The organism is Nocardioides sp. zg-1230, assembly GCF_013155335.1.
GTDB lineage: Bacteria > Actinomycetota > Actinomycetes > Propionibacteriales > Nocardioidaceae > Nocardioides.
In genome coordinates this window covers 22724-36689 of sequence record NZ_JABJQZ010000008.1, presented here as the reverse complement: position 1 = coordinate 36689, position 13966 = coordinate 22724, and the positions used below count along the sequence as shown (strand labels likewise).

General features: G+C 71.7%; 15 protein-coding genes. 11 read left to right on the top strand and 4 right to left on the bottom strand.

Annotated features, from left to right (window positions below; genetic code table 11):
- Positions 1–112: 112 nt before the first annotated feature.
- Positions 113–691, bottom strand: coding sequence for a M23 family metallopeptidase (locus HOO61_RS19540; protein WP_172259175.1), 579 nt, complete (start codon positions 689–691; stop codon positions 113–115).
- A gap of 442 nt (positions 692–1133) precedes the next feature.
- Here HOO61_RS19540 and rpsB point away from each other — a divergent pair, with 442 nt between their 5' ends.
- Together rpsB and tsf are read left to right on the top strand one after the other, a co-directional pair.
- Complete coding sequence (gene rpsB / locus HOO61_RS19535) at positions 1134–2153, top strand: 30S ribosomal protein S2 (RefSeq protein WP_172259176.1); 1020 nt, start codon at positions 1134–1136, stop codon at positions 2151–2153.
- 114 nt (positions 2154–2267) lie between these two features.
- On the top strand, positions 2268–3080 hold the full coding sequence (gene tsf / locus HOO61_RS19530) for a translation elongation factor Ts (protein ID WP_172259177.1): 813 nt from the start codon (positions 2268–2270) through the stop codon (positions 3078–3080).
- 79 nt (positions 3081–3159) lie between these two features.
- Here tsf and HOO61_RS19525 read toward each other — a convergent pair whose 3' ends face one another.
- Positions 3160–3708 (bottom strand): hypothetical protein, encoded by a 549-nt coding sequence (locus HOO61_RS19525; RefSeq protein WP_172259178.1) that lies wholly within the window; start codon positions 3706–3708, stop codon positions 3160–3162.
- Positions 3709–3798: 90 nt separating this feature from the next.
- Here HOO61_RS19525 and pyrH point away from each other — a divergent pair, with 90 nt between their 5' ends.
- The 8 genes from pyrH (at position 3799) to HOO61_RS19485 (ending at position 10249) form a co-directional block, all read left to right on the top strand.
- A complete protein-coding gene (gene pyrH / locus HOO61_RS19520) occupies positions 3799–4512 on the top strand; it encodes a UMP kinase (RefSeq protein ID WP_172259179.1) in 714 nt (237 codons plus the stop codon).
- Between the two features lie 64 nt (positions 4513–4576).
- Complete coding sequence (frr, locus tag HOO61_RS19515) at positions 4577–5131, top strand: ribosome recycling factor (protein ID WP_367650206.1); 555 nt, start codon at positions 4577–4579, stop codon at positions 5129–5131.
- A 12-nt stretch (positions 5132–5143) separates the two neighbouring features.
- Entirely contained in the window at positions 5144–6043 is a 900-nt protein-coding gene (locus HOO61_RS19510) for a phosphatidate cytidylyltransferase (RefSeq protein WP_172259181.1), read from the top strand.
- Positions 6043–6819 carry a sugar nucleotide-binding protein gene (locus HOO61_RS19505; protein ID WP_172259182.1) on the top strand — a complete coding sequence of 259 codons (777 nt, stop codon included), beginning with the start codon at positions 6043–6045 and terminating at the stop codon, positions 6817–6819. Before HOO61_RS19510 ends, HOO61_RS19505 begins: the two co-directional genes overlap by 1 nt.
- Positions 6816–7328: a histidine phosphatase family protein gene (locus tag HOO61_RS19500; protein WP_172259183.1), complete on the top strand. Its 513-nt coding sequence runs from the start codon at positions 6816–6818 to the stop codon at positions 7326–7328. Before HOO61_RS19505 ends, HOO61_RS19500 begins: the two co-directional genes overlap by 4 nt.
- 76 nt (positions 7329–7404) lie before the next feature.
- Positions 7405–7752: a hypothetical protein gene (locus HOO61_RS19495; RefSeq protein ID WP_216658893.1), complete on the top strand. Its 348-nt coding sequence runs from the start codon at positions 7405–7407 to the stop codon at positions 7750–7752.
- A gap of 53 nt (positions 7753–7805) precedes the next feature.
- Positions 7806–8930 carry a 23S rRNA (adenine(2503)-C(2))-methyltransferase RlmN gene (gene rlmN, locus HOO61_RS19490; RefSeq protein ID WP_172259184.1) on the top strand — a complete coding sequence of 375 codons (1125 nt, stop codon included), beginning with the start codon at positions 7806–7808 and terminating at the stop codon, positions 8928–8930.
- 101 nt (positions 8931–9031) lie between these two features.
- Positions 9032–10249, top strand: a complete 1218-nt coding sequence (locus HOO61_RS19485) for a glycosyltransferase family 1 protein (protein WP_172259185.1) — start codon at positions 9032–9034, stop codon at positions 10247–10249.
- Here HOO61_RS19485 and HOO61_RS19480 read toward each other — a convergent pair.
- Both HOO61_RS19480 and HOO61_RS19475 read right to left on the bottom strand, forming a co-directional pair.
- Positions 10212–11321, bottom strand: a complete 1110-nt coding sequence (locus HOO61_RS19480) for an LOG family protein (protein WP_172259186.1) — start codon at positions 11319–11321, stop codon at positions 10212–10214. The two genes, HOO61_RS19485 and HOO61_RS19480, sit on opposite strands and share 38 nt — an antisense overlap.
- Before the next feature lie 71 nt (positions 11322–11392).
- Positions 11393–12367: a serine protein kinase RIO gene (locus HOO61_RS19475; protein WP_367650156.1), complete on the bottom strand. Its 975-nt coding sequence runs from the start codon at positions 12365–12367 to the stop codon at positions 11393–11395.
- Positions 12368–12492: 125 nt separating this feature from the next.
- Here HOO61_RS19475 and HOO61_RS19470 point away from each other — a divergent pair, with 125 nt between their 5' ends.
- On the top strand, positions 12493–13947 hold the full coding sequence (locus HOO61_RS19470; protein ID WP_172259187.1) for a M1 family metallopeptidase: 1455 nt from the start codon (positions 12493–12495) through the stop codon (positions 13945–13947).
- Positions 13948–13966: the final 19 nt, after the last annotated feature.

Here is a 13966-nt window from a genome sequence, read left to right as displayed (position 1 = left end):
CCCTCCGGCGGGCCGGGAGCGTCATACGGATCCGCACCCATGCGTGCTGACGGGTATGACGTCGGCCGGCGGGCGCTGGGCAGCAGCGTGTCAGGGGACGCTTGCCAGCCGCTCAGGCGATCCAGTCGACCGGGCGTCGCCAGCGTGCGAGGGGTGGGCTCCACGGAATCCGTGCGGTGACGGGGTCGTCGCGCCACAGCGGGAGGAGCCGCACCGGACCTCCGCCGACGAGGGTGAGCGGGTCGAGATAGGTCCGGTCGTCGCCGTCGCCCTCCACGAGTCCCCAGTGCAGGCAGGCGGCGGGGAAGCAGTGGCTGTCGGTGACCACCAGGCGGCCGAGCACGTCGCCGGCCGCCACCGCCTGGCCGCGCTCGACCGACGCCACGACCGGCTCGTACGTCGTACGACGACCGCCGTGCAGCACGGTGACGACGGGCTTGCCGCCGATGGAGCCGGCGAAGCCGACCGTCCCGGCCAGCGCGGCGTGCACCGACTGGCCGGGGGATCCGGCCAGGTCGACGCCGCGGTGTCCGGCGGCGTACGGCGTGGGCGGCGGCTCGAAGTGGCGTACGACGTCGGGGCGGGGGTCGAGCGGCCACACCCCGGTGGGCTGCTCGTCCGGACGCGCGTGGGCAGGCCCGGCGACACCGAGCGCCAGCAGGAGCAGGACGGTTCCGAGGACGGCTCGCATCCGGCGATCCTCACCCGAGGCGGGGCGTCGGACGAGCCGCAGCGACGATGGCTGTGGACAACGACCTCCACGCCCCGCCTGTGGACGTCCGAGGGCCCCGGATCAACGCTCGGATCCACGCTCGGCCCACGCTCAGCGCAGCGGCCGGCAGTGATTCGCCTAGCAGGGAACCTCTGGCCTACGATGTGCGGAGCAGTCCATCCGGACTGACTTCGCACGCTCGCCGACCGTGCCCGGGATGCTCCTCGATCCCGGACCACCCGCGGGCGTCGGTCCTCAGTTCCTGCCAGCCCCACCGGCGGGATCGGACCGGCGTGCGAGCGTCAGGGCTCCCGGCACCCGCCGGGCGCAGCAACTGAAAACAACAGGAGCCACGCTCCCGGCCCGACCTGCCGAAGGCCGGGCACATCGGTGAGCGTCCTCCGCGAAAACAGGAGAACCCATGGCAGTCGTCACCATGCGCCAGCTGCTCGAGAGCGGCGTCCACTTCGGTCACCAGACCCGTCGTTGGAACCCCAAGATGAAGCGCTTCATCATGACCGAGCGCAACGGCATCTACATCATCGACCTGCAGCAGTCGCTGGCCTACATCGACCGCTCGTACGCCTTCGTCAAGGAGACCGTCGCCAAGGGCGGCGTCATCATGTTCGTCGGCACGAAGAAGCAGGCCCAGGAGGCCATCGCCGAGCAGGCGACGCGCGTCGGGATGCCCTATGTCAACCAGCGCTGGCTGGGCGGCATGCTCACCAACTTCCAGACCGTGCACCAGCGGATCAACCGCCTCAAGGAGCTCGACGAGATCGACTTCGACGACGTCGCGGGCTCCAACCGCACGAAGAAGGAGCTCCTCCAGATGCGCCGCGAGCGCACCAAGCTGGACAAGACGCTCGGCGGCATCCGTGACATGACCAAGGTCCCCTCCGCGGTGTGGATCGTCGACACCAACAAGGAGCACCTGGCCGTCGAGGAGGCCCGCAAGCTGCGGATCCCGATCATCGGCATCCTCGACTCCAACTGCGACCCCGACCTGGTCGACTTCCCGATCCCGGGCAACGACGACGCCATCCGCGCGGTCGGCCTGCTGACCCGCGTGGTCGCCGACGCCGTCGCCGAGGGCCTCATCGCCCGCTCCGGCGCCAAGGCCGGCGACGCCGACGAGACCGTCGGTGCCGAGGAGCCCCTCGCCGAGTGGGAGCGCGAGCTCCTGGCCGGTGACGCCGAGAAGGCGGCCGCGACCGCCACCGGTGACGCCGCCGCCGAGACCCCGGCCTCCGAGGCCACCGGCGCCGCTGCCGAGGCCCCGCAGGCCGAGGCGGCTGCCGACGCCGCGACCGAGGCCCCGGCCGAGGCTGCCGCCGAGGCGCCCGCGGAGACCGACGCTCCCGCCGCCGAGGCGCCCGTCGAGACCGACGCTGCCGCCACCGAGGCGCCCACCGAGGCCGAGGCCGACAAGAAGGACTGATCCGGTCACGCCGGCCGCGGGCTCACGTCCGCGGCCGGCGCCCGCGTCGTCCCACCCACCGCAGGGCCGCCCCCGAGTGGCCCGCGAAACCCCTGGATCGAAGGAAGAAGGACCATGGCCAACTTCACCGCTGCCGACGTCAAGAAGCTCCGCGAGCTGACCCAGGCCGGGATGATGGACTGCAAGAAGGCGCTGACCGAGGCGGACGGCGACTTCGACAAGGCCGTCGAGCTGCTCCGCGTCAAGGGTGCCGCCAAGGCTGCCGCCCGCGGCGCCGAGCGCGAGACCGCTGCAGGCCTCGTCGCCACCTCCGGCAACGCGCTGGTCGAGCTCAAGAGCGAGACCGACTTCGTGGCCAAGAACGAGGAGTTCATCGCCAAGGCGCAGCAGATCGCCGACGTCGCGGACTCCGTCAAGGCCGCCGACACCGAGGCCCTCAAGGCCGCCGAGCTGGACGGCAAGACCGTCGGTGAGGTCGTCGAGGACCTGGCCATCACCATCGGCGAGAAGATCGAGCTGGGCGACGTCGCCTACTTCGAGGGCAACACCGTCACCTACATGCACAAGCGTGCCGCTGACCTCCCGCCCGCCGTCGGCGTGCTCGTGGAGTTCGAGGGTGACGAGACCGCCGCCCGCGCCGCCGCGATGCAGATCGCCGCGATGAAGGCCCAGTACCTCACCCGCGACGAGGTCCCCGCCGACGTCGTCGAGTCCGAGCGCTCCATCGCCGAGCAGAAGACCCGCGAGGAGGGCAAGCCGGAGCAGGCGATCGCCAAGATCGTCGAGGGCCGCCTCGGTGGCTTCTTCAAGGAGATCGTCCTGCTCGAGCAGGAGTCGGTCACCGAGTCCAAGAAGTCGGTCAAGGCCGTCCTGGACGAGGCCGGCACCACCGTGAAGCGGTTCGCCCGCTTCGAGGTCGGCGTCTGAGCCAGCTCCACCTGATCACCGACGAGGGGTCGTACGCCACCGGCGTACGGCCCCTCGTCGCGTGCGGGGGCGCGGGGCCTCAGCCCTCCTCGCCGCGGGCCACCCGGTGCCAGTACGCCGCGATCTCGCTGCCCTCGCGCACCACGGCCTCCGGTGCCTGCGGGGCGGGCCAGAGCTGCAGCAGGTAGCGGTCGGGCGCCTGCTCGCCCTCGTCGGGGGTGTCGACCCGGTTGCCCTCGTCCATCGCCGCCGCGCAGTAGCGGGCGCGGTGGCAGCCGGCCTGCGGCACGGTCGCTCCGTAGCCGCCCTCGAAGGTCTCGAGCGCGAGCGTGGTGCCGCGCAGCTCGACCGACACCTCGACCGCGTCGGTCCACTCCTCGTCGAGCGGAGGCTCCTCCTCGTCCCAGGAGATCGTCAGCGGTACGTCGCCGGTGTGCACGCCGGTGACGAGCGAGAGCTGGTGCGGGATGCGGGCACCGGCGAGCCCGCACACCTGGCCCATGACCGGGCCGACCGGGTCGCCGTCGAACCCGCCCGTCGCACTCGGGGGGAACTCGTCGTCGTCGACGAGGGAGAAGACGTGGATGAACCCGTAGTGGACGTCCACCAGCTCGTCGAAGATGATCACGCGGCCCACCCTAGGGACTGGCGGGTTCGTCGGGCCCCCTCCGTTCCGGTAGGTTTCGGATGACCCACCCAGGCGCGCGAAGGGAACCACGTGGCGTACAACCGAGTCCTGCTCAAGCTCTCCGGCGAGGTGTTCGGTGGAGGCGAGGTGGGGTTGGACCTCGACGTCATCAACGCCCTCGCCGGCGAGGTGGCCGAGGTCGCCAAGTCCGGCGTCCAGATCGCGATCGTCGTGGGCGGTGGCAACTTCTTCCGCGGCGCCGAGCTCCAGCAGCGCGGCATGGAGCGCGCCCGTGCCGACTACATGGGCATGCTCGGCACGGTGATGAACTGCCTCGCCCTCCAGGACCTCATCGAGAAGCACGGCGTCGAGACGCGCGTGCAGACCGCCATCACGATGGGCCAGGTCGCCGAGCCCTACATCCCGCGCCGCGCGATCCGGCACATGGAGAAGGGCCGCGTCGTGATCTTCGGCGCCGGTGCCGGCATGCCGTTCTTCTCCACCGACACCGTGGCCGCCCAGCGTGCACTGGAGACGCGGTGCGAGGTGATCCTGATGGGCAAGCAGGGTGTCGACGGCGTCTACGACTCCGACCCCAAGACCAACCCGGACGCGGTGAAGTTCGACCGGCTCAGCTACGACGAGTACCTCGCGCGCGACCTCAAGGTCGCCGACGCCACCGGCATCGCCATGGCCCGCGACAACAAGATGGACATCGTCTTCTTCAACCTCTCCACGCCGGGCACGATCGGGCGCGCGGTGCGGGGTGAGAAGATTGGCACGCTGGTGAGCAGCACGGCCTGACCGGGCCGTCCCACCCTGCCTGCGCCACCAGCACCACGACGTACGAGGAGAGAGAGCAACCGTGATCAACGACGTCATGAACGATGCCGACGCCAAGATGGGCAAGTCGGTCGAGGCGACGCGCGAGGAGTTCGCCGCCATCCGGGCCGGCCGCGCCAACCCGGCGATGTTCGCCAAGATCACGGCCGACTACTACGGCACCCAGACCCCGCTGCAGCAGCTCGCGAGCTTCACCTCGCAGGACGCCCGCACCATCCTCATCCAGCCCTTCGACATCGGCGCGATGGGCAACATCGAGCGTGCCATCCGCGACTCCGACCTCGGGGTCAACCCGGCCAACGACGGCAAGGTGCTGCGCTGCGTCTTCCCCGAGCTGACCGAGGAGCGCCGCAAGGAGTACATCAAGCTCGCCAAGGCGAAGGCCGAGGACGGGCGGGTGTCGGTCCGCAACGTGCGTCGCACCGCCAAGCAGGGTCTCGAGAAGCTCGAGAAGGACGGCGAGGTCGGCAAGGACGACGTCACCGGTGCGGAGAAGCGCCTCGACGCCCTCACCAAGACCCACACGGACAAGATCGACGAGTTGCTCAAGCACAAGGAAGCCGAGCTGCTCGAGGTCTGAGCCACCCCGTCGATGACCACACCTGACCCACCGGCGGCGCCGGCTCCGCAACCGAAGGCGCCCAAGGACCACGGTCGCGCCGGTCGCGACCTGCGTGCTGCCGTGATCTCGGCGGTCGTCCTCGTCGCGGCGATCCTGGTGTCGCTGCTGTTCTGGAAGCCCGCCTTCATGGGCATCGTGGCGATCGCGGTCGTGATCGCCGTCTGGGAGCTGCACCGGGGCCTGTCGGCCAAGGGCGTCGACATCCCCGAGCAGCCCCTGATGCTCGGTGGCGTGGTGATGGTCGTCGTGGCCTACGTCTGGGGGGCGCCGGCTCTGGTCACCGCGACCGCCGTCACCGCGCTCGTCATCATGCTGTGGCTGCTGCGGCGCGGCGTCGACGGCTACGTCAAGAACGCCACCGCGTCGGTCTTCACCCTCGTCTACGTGCCGTTCCTGGCCTCCTTCGTTGCGCTGCTGCTCGGCGAGGGCGGCACCGCCCCCGCGTTCGGGCTGGACGTCGACGACCCCGGTGTGCGGGGCGTGATCACCTTCATCGCCATCACCGTCGCCTCCGACACCGGCGGCTACGTCGCCGGCGTCCTGTTCGGCAAGCACCCGATGGCCCGGGTCATCTCGCCCAAGAAGTCGTGGGAGGGCTTCGCCGGCTCCATGGTCGCCACCATCGCGGTCGGCGTCTGGCTGGTGTCCTCGTTCCTCGGTGGCGACTGGTGGGTCGGCGTCCTCCTCGGAGTGATCGCCGCGGTCATGGCGACCCTCGGAGACCTCTGCGAGTCGGTGATGAAGCGTGACCTCGGGATCAAGGACATGAGCCAGGTCATCCCCGGTCACGGCGGGCTGATGGACCGGCTCGACTCGCTGCTGGCCACCGTCGCCCCGATCTGGCTGGTCCTCTACTACCTCGTCTTCTGATGCGCCTGCTCGTCACCGGTGGTCGTACCGGTTACCTGGGGCGCCACGTCGTCGCGGCCGCGGACGGACACGACGTCGTCGCGGTCGCCTCGGCGGACTGCGACGTCCGCGACCCTGCTGCCGTGGACGTGCTCCTGGAGACCTGCCGGCCCGACGCCGTGATCCACACGGCCTACGTCCAGTTCGACTGGGCCGTCACCGCCACGGGGGCGGCGCACGTGGCGCTGGCCGCGGCGGCGTACGACGCGCGGCTGGTGCTGGTGTCGAGCGACGTCGTCTTCTCCGGCGACGACGTCCACTACGACGAGACGGCCCACCCTGATCCGATCACCGCCTACGGAGCGGCGAAGGCGGCAGCCGAGACGACCGCGCTGGCCGCCTGCGAGGACGTCGTGGTGGCACGCACCTCCCTGATCCTGGGGGACGGCGCGTCACAGCACGAACGGCTCGTCCATGCTCTCGCAGGCGGAGCGGAGGGTGCGCTGTTCGACGACGAGGGGCGGTGCCCGGTGCACGTCGGCGACCTCGCTGCTGCCCTCGTCGAGCTCGCAGTCGGCGACTACCGGGGCGTGATGCACGTCGCGGGTGCGGAGGCGATGAGCCGGCTGGAGCTGGGTCGCCTCATCGCGCGGCGCGACGGGCTGGACCCCGACGTGTTGCGGGGAACGAGCCGCGCGGGGCTCCCCGGCCCCGTCGACGTACGCCTCGACTCCCGCCTGGCCTCGACCGTCCTCACGACGCGCCTGCGTGGGGCGCGCGAGTTCCTGGCGTCATGACCCTGTACCTGGTCCGGCACGGCCGTCCCGCGATGGTCCCGGGCGTGCCAGCAGCCGAGTGGGAGCTCGACCCGGCGACGTACGACGACGTGTGGGCGCTGCGCTCCTCGGGTCGGCTGCCTCGGCGAGCGGCGTGGTTCTGCTCCGCCGAGCCGAAGGCGATGCAGACCGCCCAGCTCCTGACCGACGCCGAGGTCGGGGTGCTGCCCGACCTCGGCGAGCACGTGCGGTCGGGGGAGTGGATCGACGACTTCGCCGGCACCGTCCGACGCGCCTTCGCGCGCCCGGGCGAGCCGGCGGCCGACGGGTGGGAGCCGCTCGATGCCTGTCGTGCACGCGTCGTCCCCGCCGTACGCCGGGTCCTGGAGGTGCACGGCGGCGAGGACGTGGTGCTCGTGGGACACGGCACGGCGTGGACGCTCGTCGTCGCGGACCTCACCGGCGAGCCCCCGGACCTGGAGCGCTGGAGTGCGCTCGCGATGCCCGACCTGATGACGGTGGAGACCTGACGGTCCCTCCCAGCCGGTGGACGTGTCACCGCGAGCCCCGCGCAGCAGGGGAGATGCGAGCGCCTAGGCTGGTGGCGTGGAGACCGAACAGGCGCAGGAGCACGAGGTGTCGCAGGACCGGCACTTCGAGTGGTGGCACCACAGCCACCCCACGTTCGCGGGCATCACCGGCTTCTTCGCCGGGATGCTCTTCGTCACTGCCCTGCCGGGCGCCTTCGCGGGGGTGCTGCGGCTGCTGTTCAGCCACGAGACCGCCGAGCGGCTGTTCCCGTTCGTGCTCCTCGCGCTGGCCCTGCCGATCGCGATGCTCGTGATGCGCAAGACCCGGCGCTTCGCCCAGTTCATGTTCGTGGGCATGATCGTCACCGCCCTCGTCGTCGGTGGTGTCGCCTCCCTCGTGCTCTACTTCATGGTCGACGCCTGAGGCGTGACCCGCTGAATGGCCCCCACGCCCGGGGGATGGGAGGATCGGGGGCGATGACCGAGCCGATCAAGACCCTTCCCCTCGTCATGGACGAGCCGCGCGGGCGCAAGAAGCCGCCGCCGCACCTCGCCGACCTCGACGAGGCCGGCCGCAAGGCGCGCCTGGAGGAGATGGGCCTGCCCGGGTTCCGGGCCAAGCAGCTGTCGAACCACTACTTCGCCCGCCTCGTCGACGACCCGGCCGAGATGACCGACCTGCCCGCCGGGCAGCGTGACGACCTCGTCGGCGCCCTGCTGCCCGACCTCATGACGCCGCTGCGCATCATGGAGGCCGACCGGGGCACCACGCGCAAGACCCTGTGGAAGCTCTTCGACGGCGCGCTGGTCGAGTCGGTGCTCATGCGCTACCCCGACCGCGCCACCATCTGCGTCTCCAGCCAGGCGGGCTGCGGCATGGCATGCCCGTTCTGCGCGACGGGGATGGGCGGCCTGCAGCGCAACATGTCGACCGCCGAGATCGTCGAGCAGGTCGTCGCAGGTGCCCGGTCGCTCGCCCGCGGCGAGGTGCCCGGCGGGCCGGGCCGCGTGTCCAACGTCGTGTTCATGGGCATGGGTGAGCCGTTGGCCAACTACAAGGCCGTCATCGGGGCCGTACGCCGCCTCACCGACCCGTCCCCGGCCGGGCTCGGGATGAGCGCCCGCGGCGTCACCGTCTCCACCGTCGGGCTCGTCCCGCGCATCAACCAGCTCGCCGACGAGGGCATCCCGGTCACGCTCGCCCTCAGCCTCCACGCGCCCGACGACGAGCTCCGCAACGAGCTGGTCCCCATCAACACCCGCTTCTCGGTCGCTGAGACCGTCGAGGCGGCCTGGAACTACGCAGCGAAGACCAAGCGCCGCGTCTCCATCGAGTACGCCATGATGCGCGGCATCAACGACCAGGCCCACCGGGCCGACCTGCTCGGCGACGTGCTCAACTCCTACGGCGACTGGGGGTGGGTGCACGTCAACCTCATCCCGCTCAACCCCATCGAGGGCTCGAAGTGGACGGCGTCCGACCCGGCCGACGAGCGCGAGTTCGTCCGCCGGCTCGAGGCCAAGGGCATCCCCACCACGGTCCGCGACACCCGCGGCCGCGAGATCGACGGCGCCTGCGGCCAGCTCGCCGCCAAGGAGTAGCGCCAGCGGGCTGGACCGCGCACCGCAGCGTCGGGGACCGTTCACGTGTCGTCTGCTCGGACAGGACGTGGCGTTGCGGCGCGCTTCCTAGCGTCCGTGGCATGGACCTGCTCGAGAGGCGGCGTCACAGCCGCACCGTCCCGGCCACCGTCGTCCCCCTCGCGCCCGACCTGCCGACGCCGTCGCGAGGCGACCGGCTCCGCGTGCTGGTGGTGACCGAGTCCTTCCTGCCCCAGGTCAACGGCGTCACCAACTCCGTGCGCCGCGTGCTGGAGCACCTGGCGGCCGAGGGTCACGTGGCCGAGCTGGTCGCGCCCACCGGCCCGGCGACGTACGCCGGCTTCCCGGTCACCCTCGCCCGTGGCGCGAGCCTGCCGTTCTACGCCGACTTCCGCATCGGGCTCGAGACGCGGCGCCGGCTGCGCGCAGCGATGGAGCGCTTCCGTCCCGACGTCGTGCACATCGCCTCACCGGCGACCCTCGGCTACCAGGCGGCGAGGGCGGCCCGCTCGCTCGGCATCCCCACCGTCGCGATCTACCAGACCGACCTGGTCGGGTTCGCGGACCGGTACGCCGTCCCCGGCGGCGCCCGCGCGATGGAGGCGCTGACCCGGCAGATCCACCTCGGCGTCGACCGCACCCTCGCCCCGTCGACGGCCAGCATCGAGCAGCTCGCCCGGCTCGGCGTGGACGCCGTCTCCCGCTGGCCGCGCGGGGTCGACCAGGTGCTCTTCGAGCCGGCGAAGCGCGACGAGTCGCTGCACGCCGAGCTGGCCCCGCACGGCGAGGCGCTCGTGGGGTACGTCGGCCGCCTCGCGCCGGAGAAGGAGCTCGAGCTCCTCGCCCACGTCGACCGCCTCCCGGGCGTGCGCCTCGTGCTGGTCGGCGGCGGGCCGGACGAGGCCCGCCTGCGGAGGCTGCTGCCCGGTGCCGCGTTCCTCGGTGTCCTGCACGACGACGAGCTCGCCCGGGCCTACGCCACCCTCGACGTCTTCGTCCACACGGGACGCCACGAGACCTACTGCCAGTCCGCCCAGGAGGCCCTGGCCAGCGGCGTGCCGGTGGTCGCGCCCCGCTCGGGCGGTCCGATCGACGTGGTGGCCGACACCGTCGCCGGCCATCTCTACGAGCCGGGTGACGCGGACGAGCTGGTGGCCCACGTAGAGCGGCTCGTGAACCAGCCCGTGCTCCGGCGCCGGATGGCGCTGGCCGCCCGGCAGAGCGTGCAGGGAAGGACCTGGCAGGCGGTCAACGACCTGCTGGTGAGCCACTACCGCGACGTCAGCGCGCCGCCCGCGAGTCGCCGTCGCGCCGGCTGACCGTCTCCCGCACCACCTCCACGGCCTCCTCGACCGTGTCGACGAGGTGGACGAAGGGCTCCATCACCCGACCGGCGGCCAGCGCCTGGAGCAGCGGCCAGACAGGCAGCTCCTCGGTCCAGTAGCGGCGGCCGAGGAGCACCATCGGCGCCACGGCGGTCCGACCGGCGTAGTAGTTCTCGCAGGCGTCCTGGAAGATCTCCTGCACGGTGCCACCGGCGCCCGGCAGGAAGACGATCCCCGCGGTGCACACCTCGAGCAGCAGCGCCTCGCGCGGTGCGTTGGCGAAGAACTTCGCGATCGACGTGGCGAAGACGTTGGGCGGCTCGTGGCCGTAGTGCCACGTCGGGATGCCGAGCGACTCCCGGCCGCCGGCGGTGTCGCGCACGACGTCGAGGGCGACACCTGCCCAGGCGCCCACGTCGGGCTGGAACGACGGGACCGCGACGAGACGGGCCAACGCGTCGTCGAGGCCGTCGGGCACGAACGCCCCGAGGTTGGCCGCCTCCATCGCGCCGGGCCCTCCGCCGGTGGCCACGGTCAGGTGGTCGCCGAGCGCGTGGCCGAGACGGGCGGCGGCGGCGTACGCCGTGCTGCCGCGCTCCAGGGCGTGCCCGCCCATGACCCCGACGACCTCGCGGTCGGCCACCCACGTCGCCAGGGCTGCGTCGACGTGGTGGTCGTGCAGCGCCATCGCGAGCGTGTCCTCCGGGCTCGTGCCGTGCCGCGACCAGGCGTAGGTGCGCGCGTCGAGGGTGTCGTCGTAGCGGGGCGCGTCGTAGAGGTCGCCGGGGGAGTAGAGGGACGCCCGGTAGGTGTCGACCGGGATGCCCGGGATGTCGTGCAGCACGATCGCGCCCGCACGGCGTACGTCGTCGTCGTCGCCGTCCGCGAACTCACAGCCGAGGAACAGGGCCTGGCCGAGCGACCGCTCGAGCAGGGCCGGGCCGCGGCCGGTGAGGTCCAGGCCGACCACCCGCCAGCCGGCGAGCGACTGCGCTCCGGCAGCGAGCCTCCGGTCGAGGTCGGCCAGGGTCGTGACGTCGACGACGCGTCCGTGGGAGTACTTCACGGGCCAAACCTAGGGTGCTCGCCCTCGAGTCTCCTGCCGACTCGAGGGCGAGCGGCGCCCCGGGTTCCGGGTCAGAAGGCGTGCGCCATCAGCTCGCCGAAAAGCTCCTGCTCGTCGACCGCCAGCCCGCGCGAGCGGAACCAGGCGCACATGTTGGCGCAGTCGCGCAGCAGGAAGTCCATGCCGCGCGGGTTGCCGACGAGGTCGACCATCTGCGGGAGGTCGATGATCACCAGCCGGTCTCCCGCAGCCAGGGTGTTGTAGGGCGAGAGGTCGCCGTGCACCAGCCCGGCCTGCACGAGGGTGGTCAGCGCGTCGCGCAGCTGCTCGTAGAAGCCCTCCACGACCGAGGGCTCCGGACGCACCTGGGCGACGCGCGGGGCGGTCTCGGTGTCGCCGTCGACGGTCACCGTGATCCACTCCATAAGGATCTCGGTCTCGTCGATCTGGACCGGGTAGGGGACGGGCAGCCCGAGCTCCCAGCAGCGGCGCAGCGCGTTCCACTCCGAGACGGCCCACTCGCCGGCCGCGACCTGCTTGCCCCACGTCGACTTGCGCTTGAGCGCGCGGTTGTCGCGCGATCGCTTCATCGACCGACCCTCGGTGTAGGAGGCGGCGCGGTGGAAGGTGCGGTGGTCGGTGTCGCGGTAGCGCTTGGCGGCCATCACGACGGCGGTCTCCGGGCGGTGCGGGTCCTCCCGCTCGAGCAGGAAGACGTCGGCCTCCTTGCCGGTCTTGAGGACGCCGAGCTCGGTGTCGATGGCGCCGCTGGAGGTCACGACCCAGTCGGGGCGTGGCTCGGGGCCCTTCATCAGGGCCTCGAGGTCCTCCCAGCGGGACCAGCGCTGACCCGCGCCGAGCTCGTCGGCGTAGGTGTCGTAGGTGAAGACGAACGACTCGTCGATGCCCTCGAGGGGCGAACGGTCGTCAGGCCGGAGGAAGTCCTCCGGGAAGGATGGATCGGTGTAGAGGTGCGACAACGTGGGTGCTCCGTGGGTGAGAGAGGTGGTCGGCGGGCAGGCCGAGGACAGTCGTGGACATGTCACGGCTCCTCTCGTCTCGGGGCACCGGCGTGGGCACGCGGTGGGCGCGCACGATCGGCGACGCCGGCCACATCGTCGCTGATCCCGGCTCGGCAGCGCAACGCGATTAACCGCGCTAGGTTCGGACGGTGACCACGCGCCCGACGCACCGAACCGTCCGCCCCGCCCTGTCCGCCGCCCTCGCCACGGTGCTGGCCGCTGGGTTGGGCGTCGGGGTCGGCAGCACGACGACGGCGCACGCCGCTGCCGCGCCCGTCGACGGGGCGTCCGGCATCGGCGACCCCTACTGGCCGCTCGACGGCAACGGCGGCATCGACGTGACGTCGTACGAGATCCGCAACCGCTACGCGTTCGCCAGCAAGGGTCTCTCGGGACGCACCCGGGTCGAGCTGACGGCGACCAGCGACCTCCGCAGCTTCTCCCTCGACTTCCTGCTCGACGTGTCGAAGGTGACCGTCGACGGCGCGCCCGCCCAGTTCACCAAGACCGACGGGGACCACGAGCTCCGGATCACCCCCGCGGGGCCCCTCGCCGCCGGCACCGACCACGCGGTCGTGGTGACCTACGACGACTACCCGGCCGACCACTCCTACGCAGGGGAGTTCAACTGGCTGGCCAACCGGCGCGAGGTCATCACGATGAACGAGCCGCACATGGCGCCGTGGTGGTTCCCTGCCAACGACCACCCGCTCGACAAGGCGAAGGTGGACGTCCGCATCAGGGTGCCCAACGGTCGCGAGGTGATCTCCAACGGCGAGCTCAAGGGCCGCCGGGTCGGCAAGCGCTCGACGCAGTGGCACTGGCGGGCCGACGAGCCGATGGTGCCCTACCTCGCGTTCTTCGCTGCCGGGGACTTCGCCATCGACAAGGGCAGGCACCGCGGGCTGCCGTGGCTCGTCGCGGTGTCCGAGCGCCTGGGCGAGCGCGACCAGGCGGCCAGCATGCGGCTGATGCGGAAGACCCCCAAGGTCGTCGCCGGGCTGGAGAAGGACCTCGGTGACTACCCGTTCTCGGTCGTCGGCGGCATCACCACCGGCCTGAACCCCGGGTTCGCGCTGGAGAACCAGACCCGGCCCACCTACCCCGCGGTCGGCGCGAGCGCGACCAGCCTCGTGGTCCACGAGCTGGCCCACCAGTGGTTCGGTGACGACATCGCCGTCGAGCGGTGGTCCGACATCTGGCTCAACGAGGGCTTCGCCACCTTCATGGAGTGGCGCTGGACCGAGACGCACGGTGGTCGCTCCGCCGCGGCGATCCTGCGCAGCTACTACGACAACGTCGCCGCGACCTCCGACTTCTGGCAGGTGGTCGTGGGCGACCCCGGCGCGGACAAGGTGTTCGACGCCGCGGTCTACGGCCGCGGTGCCATGACGCTGCAGGCGCTGCGCAACCGGGTGGGTGACCGGGTGTTCTGGCAGGTCGTGCGCACCTGGCTCCGCGAGCAGCGCGGCGGCAACGGCTCCACCGCCGAGTTCGAGGAGCTGGCCGCCCGGGTGAGCGGTCAGGACCTGGGCGCCTTCTTCGACGCGTGGCTCCGCGCGCCCGCCAAGCCCGCGGCCACCGCCGCCAACGGGCTGGGCTGACGATGACGAGCGGGACGAC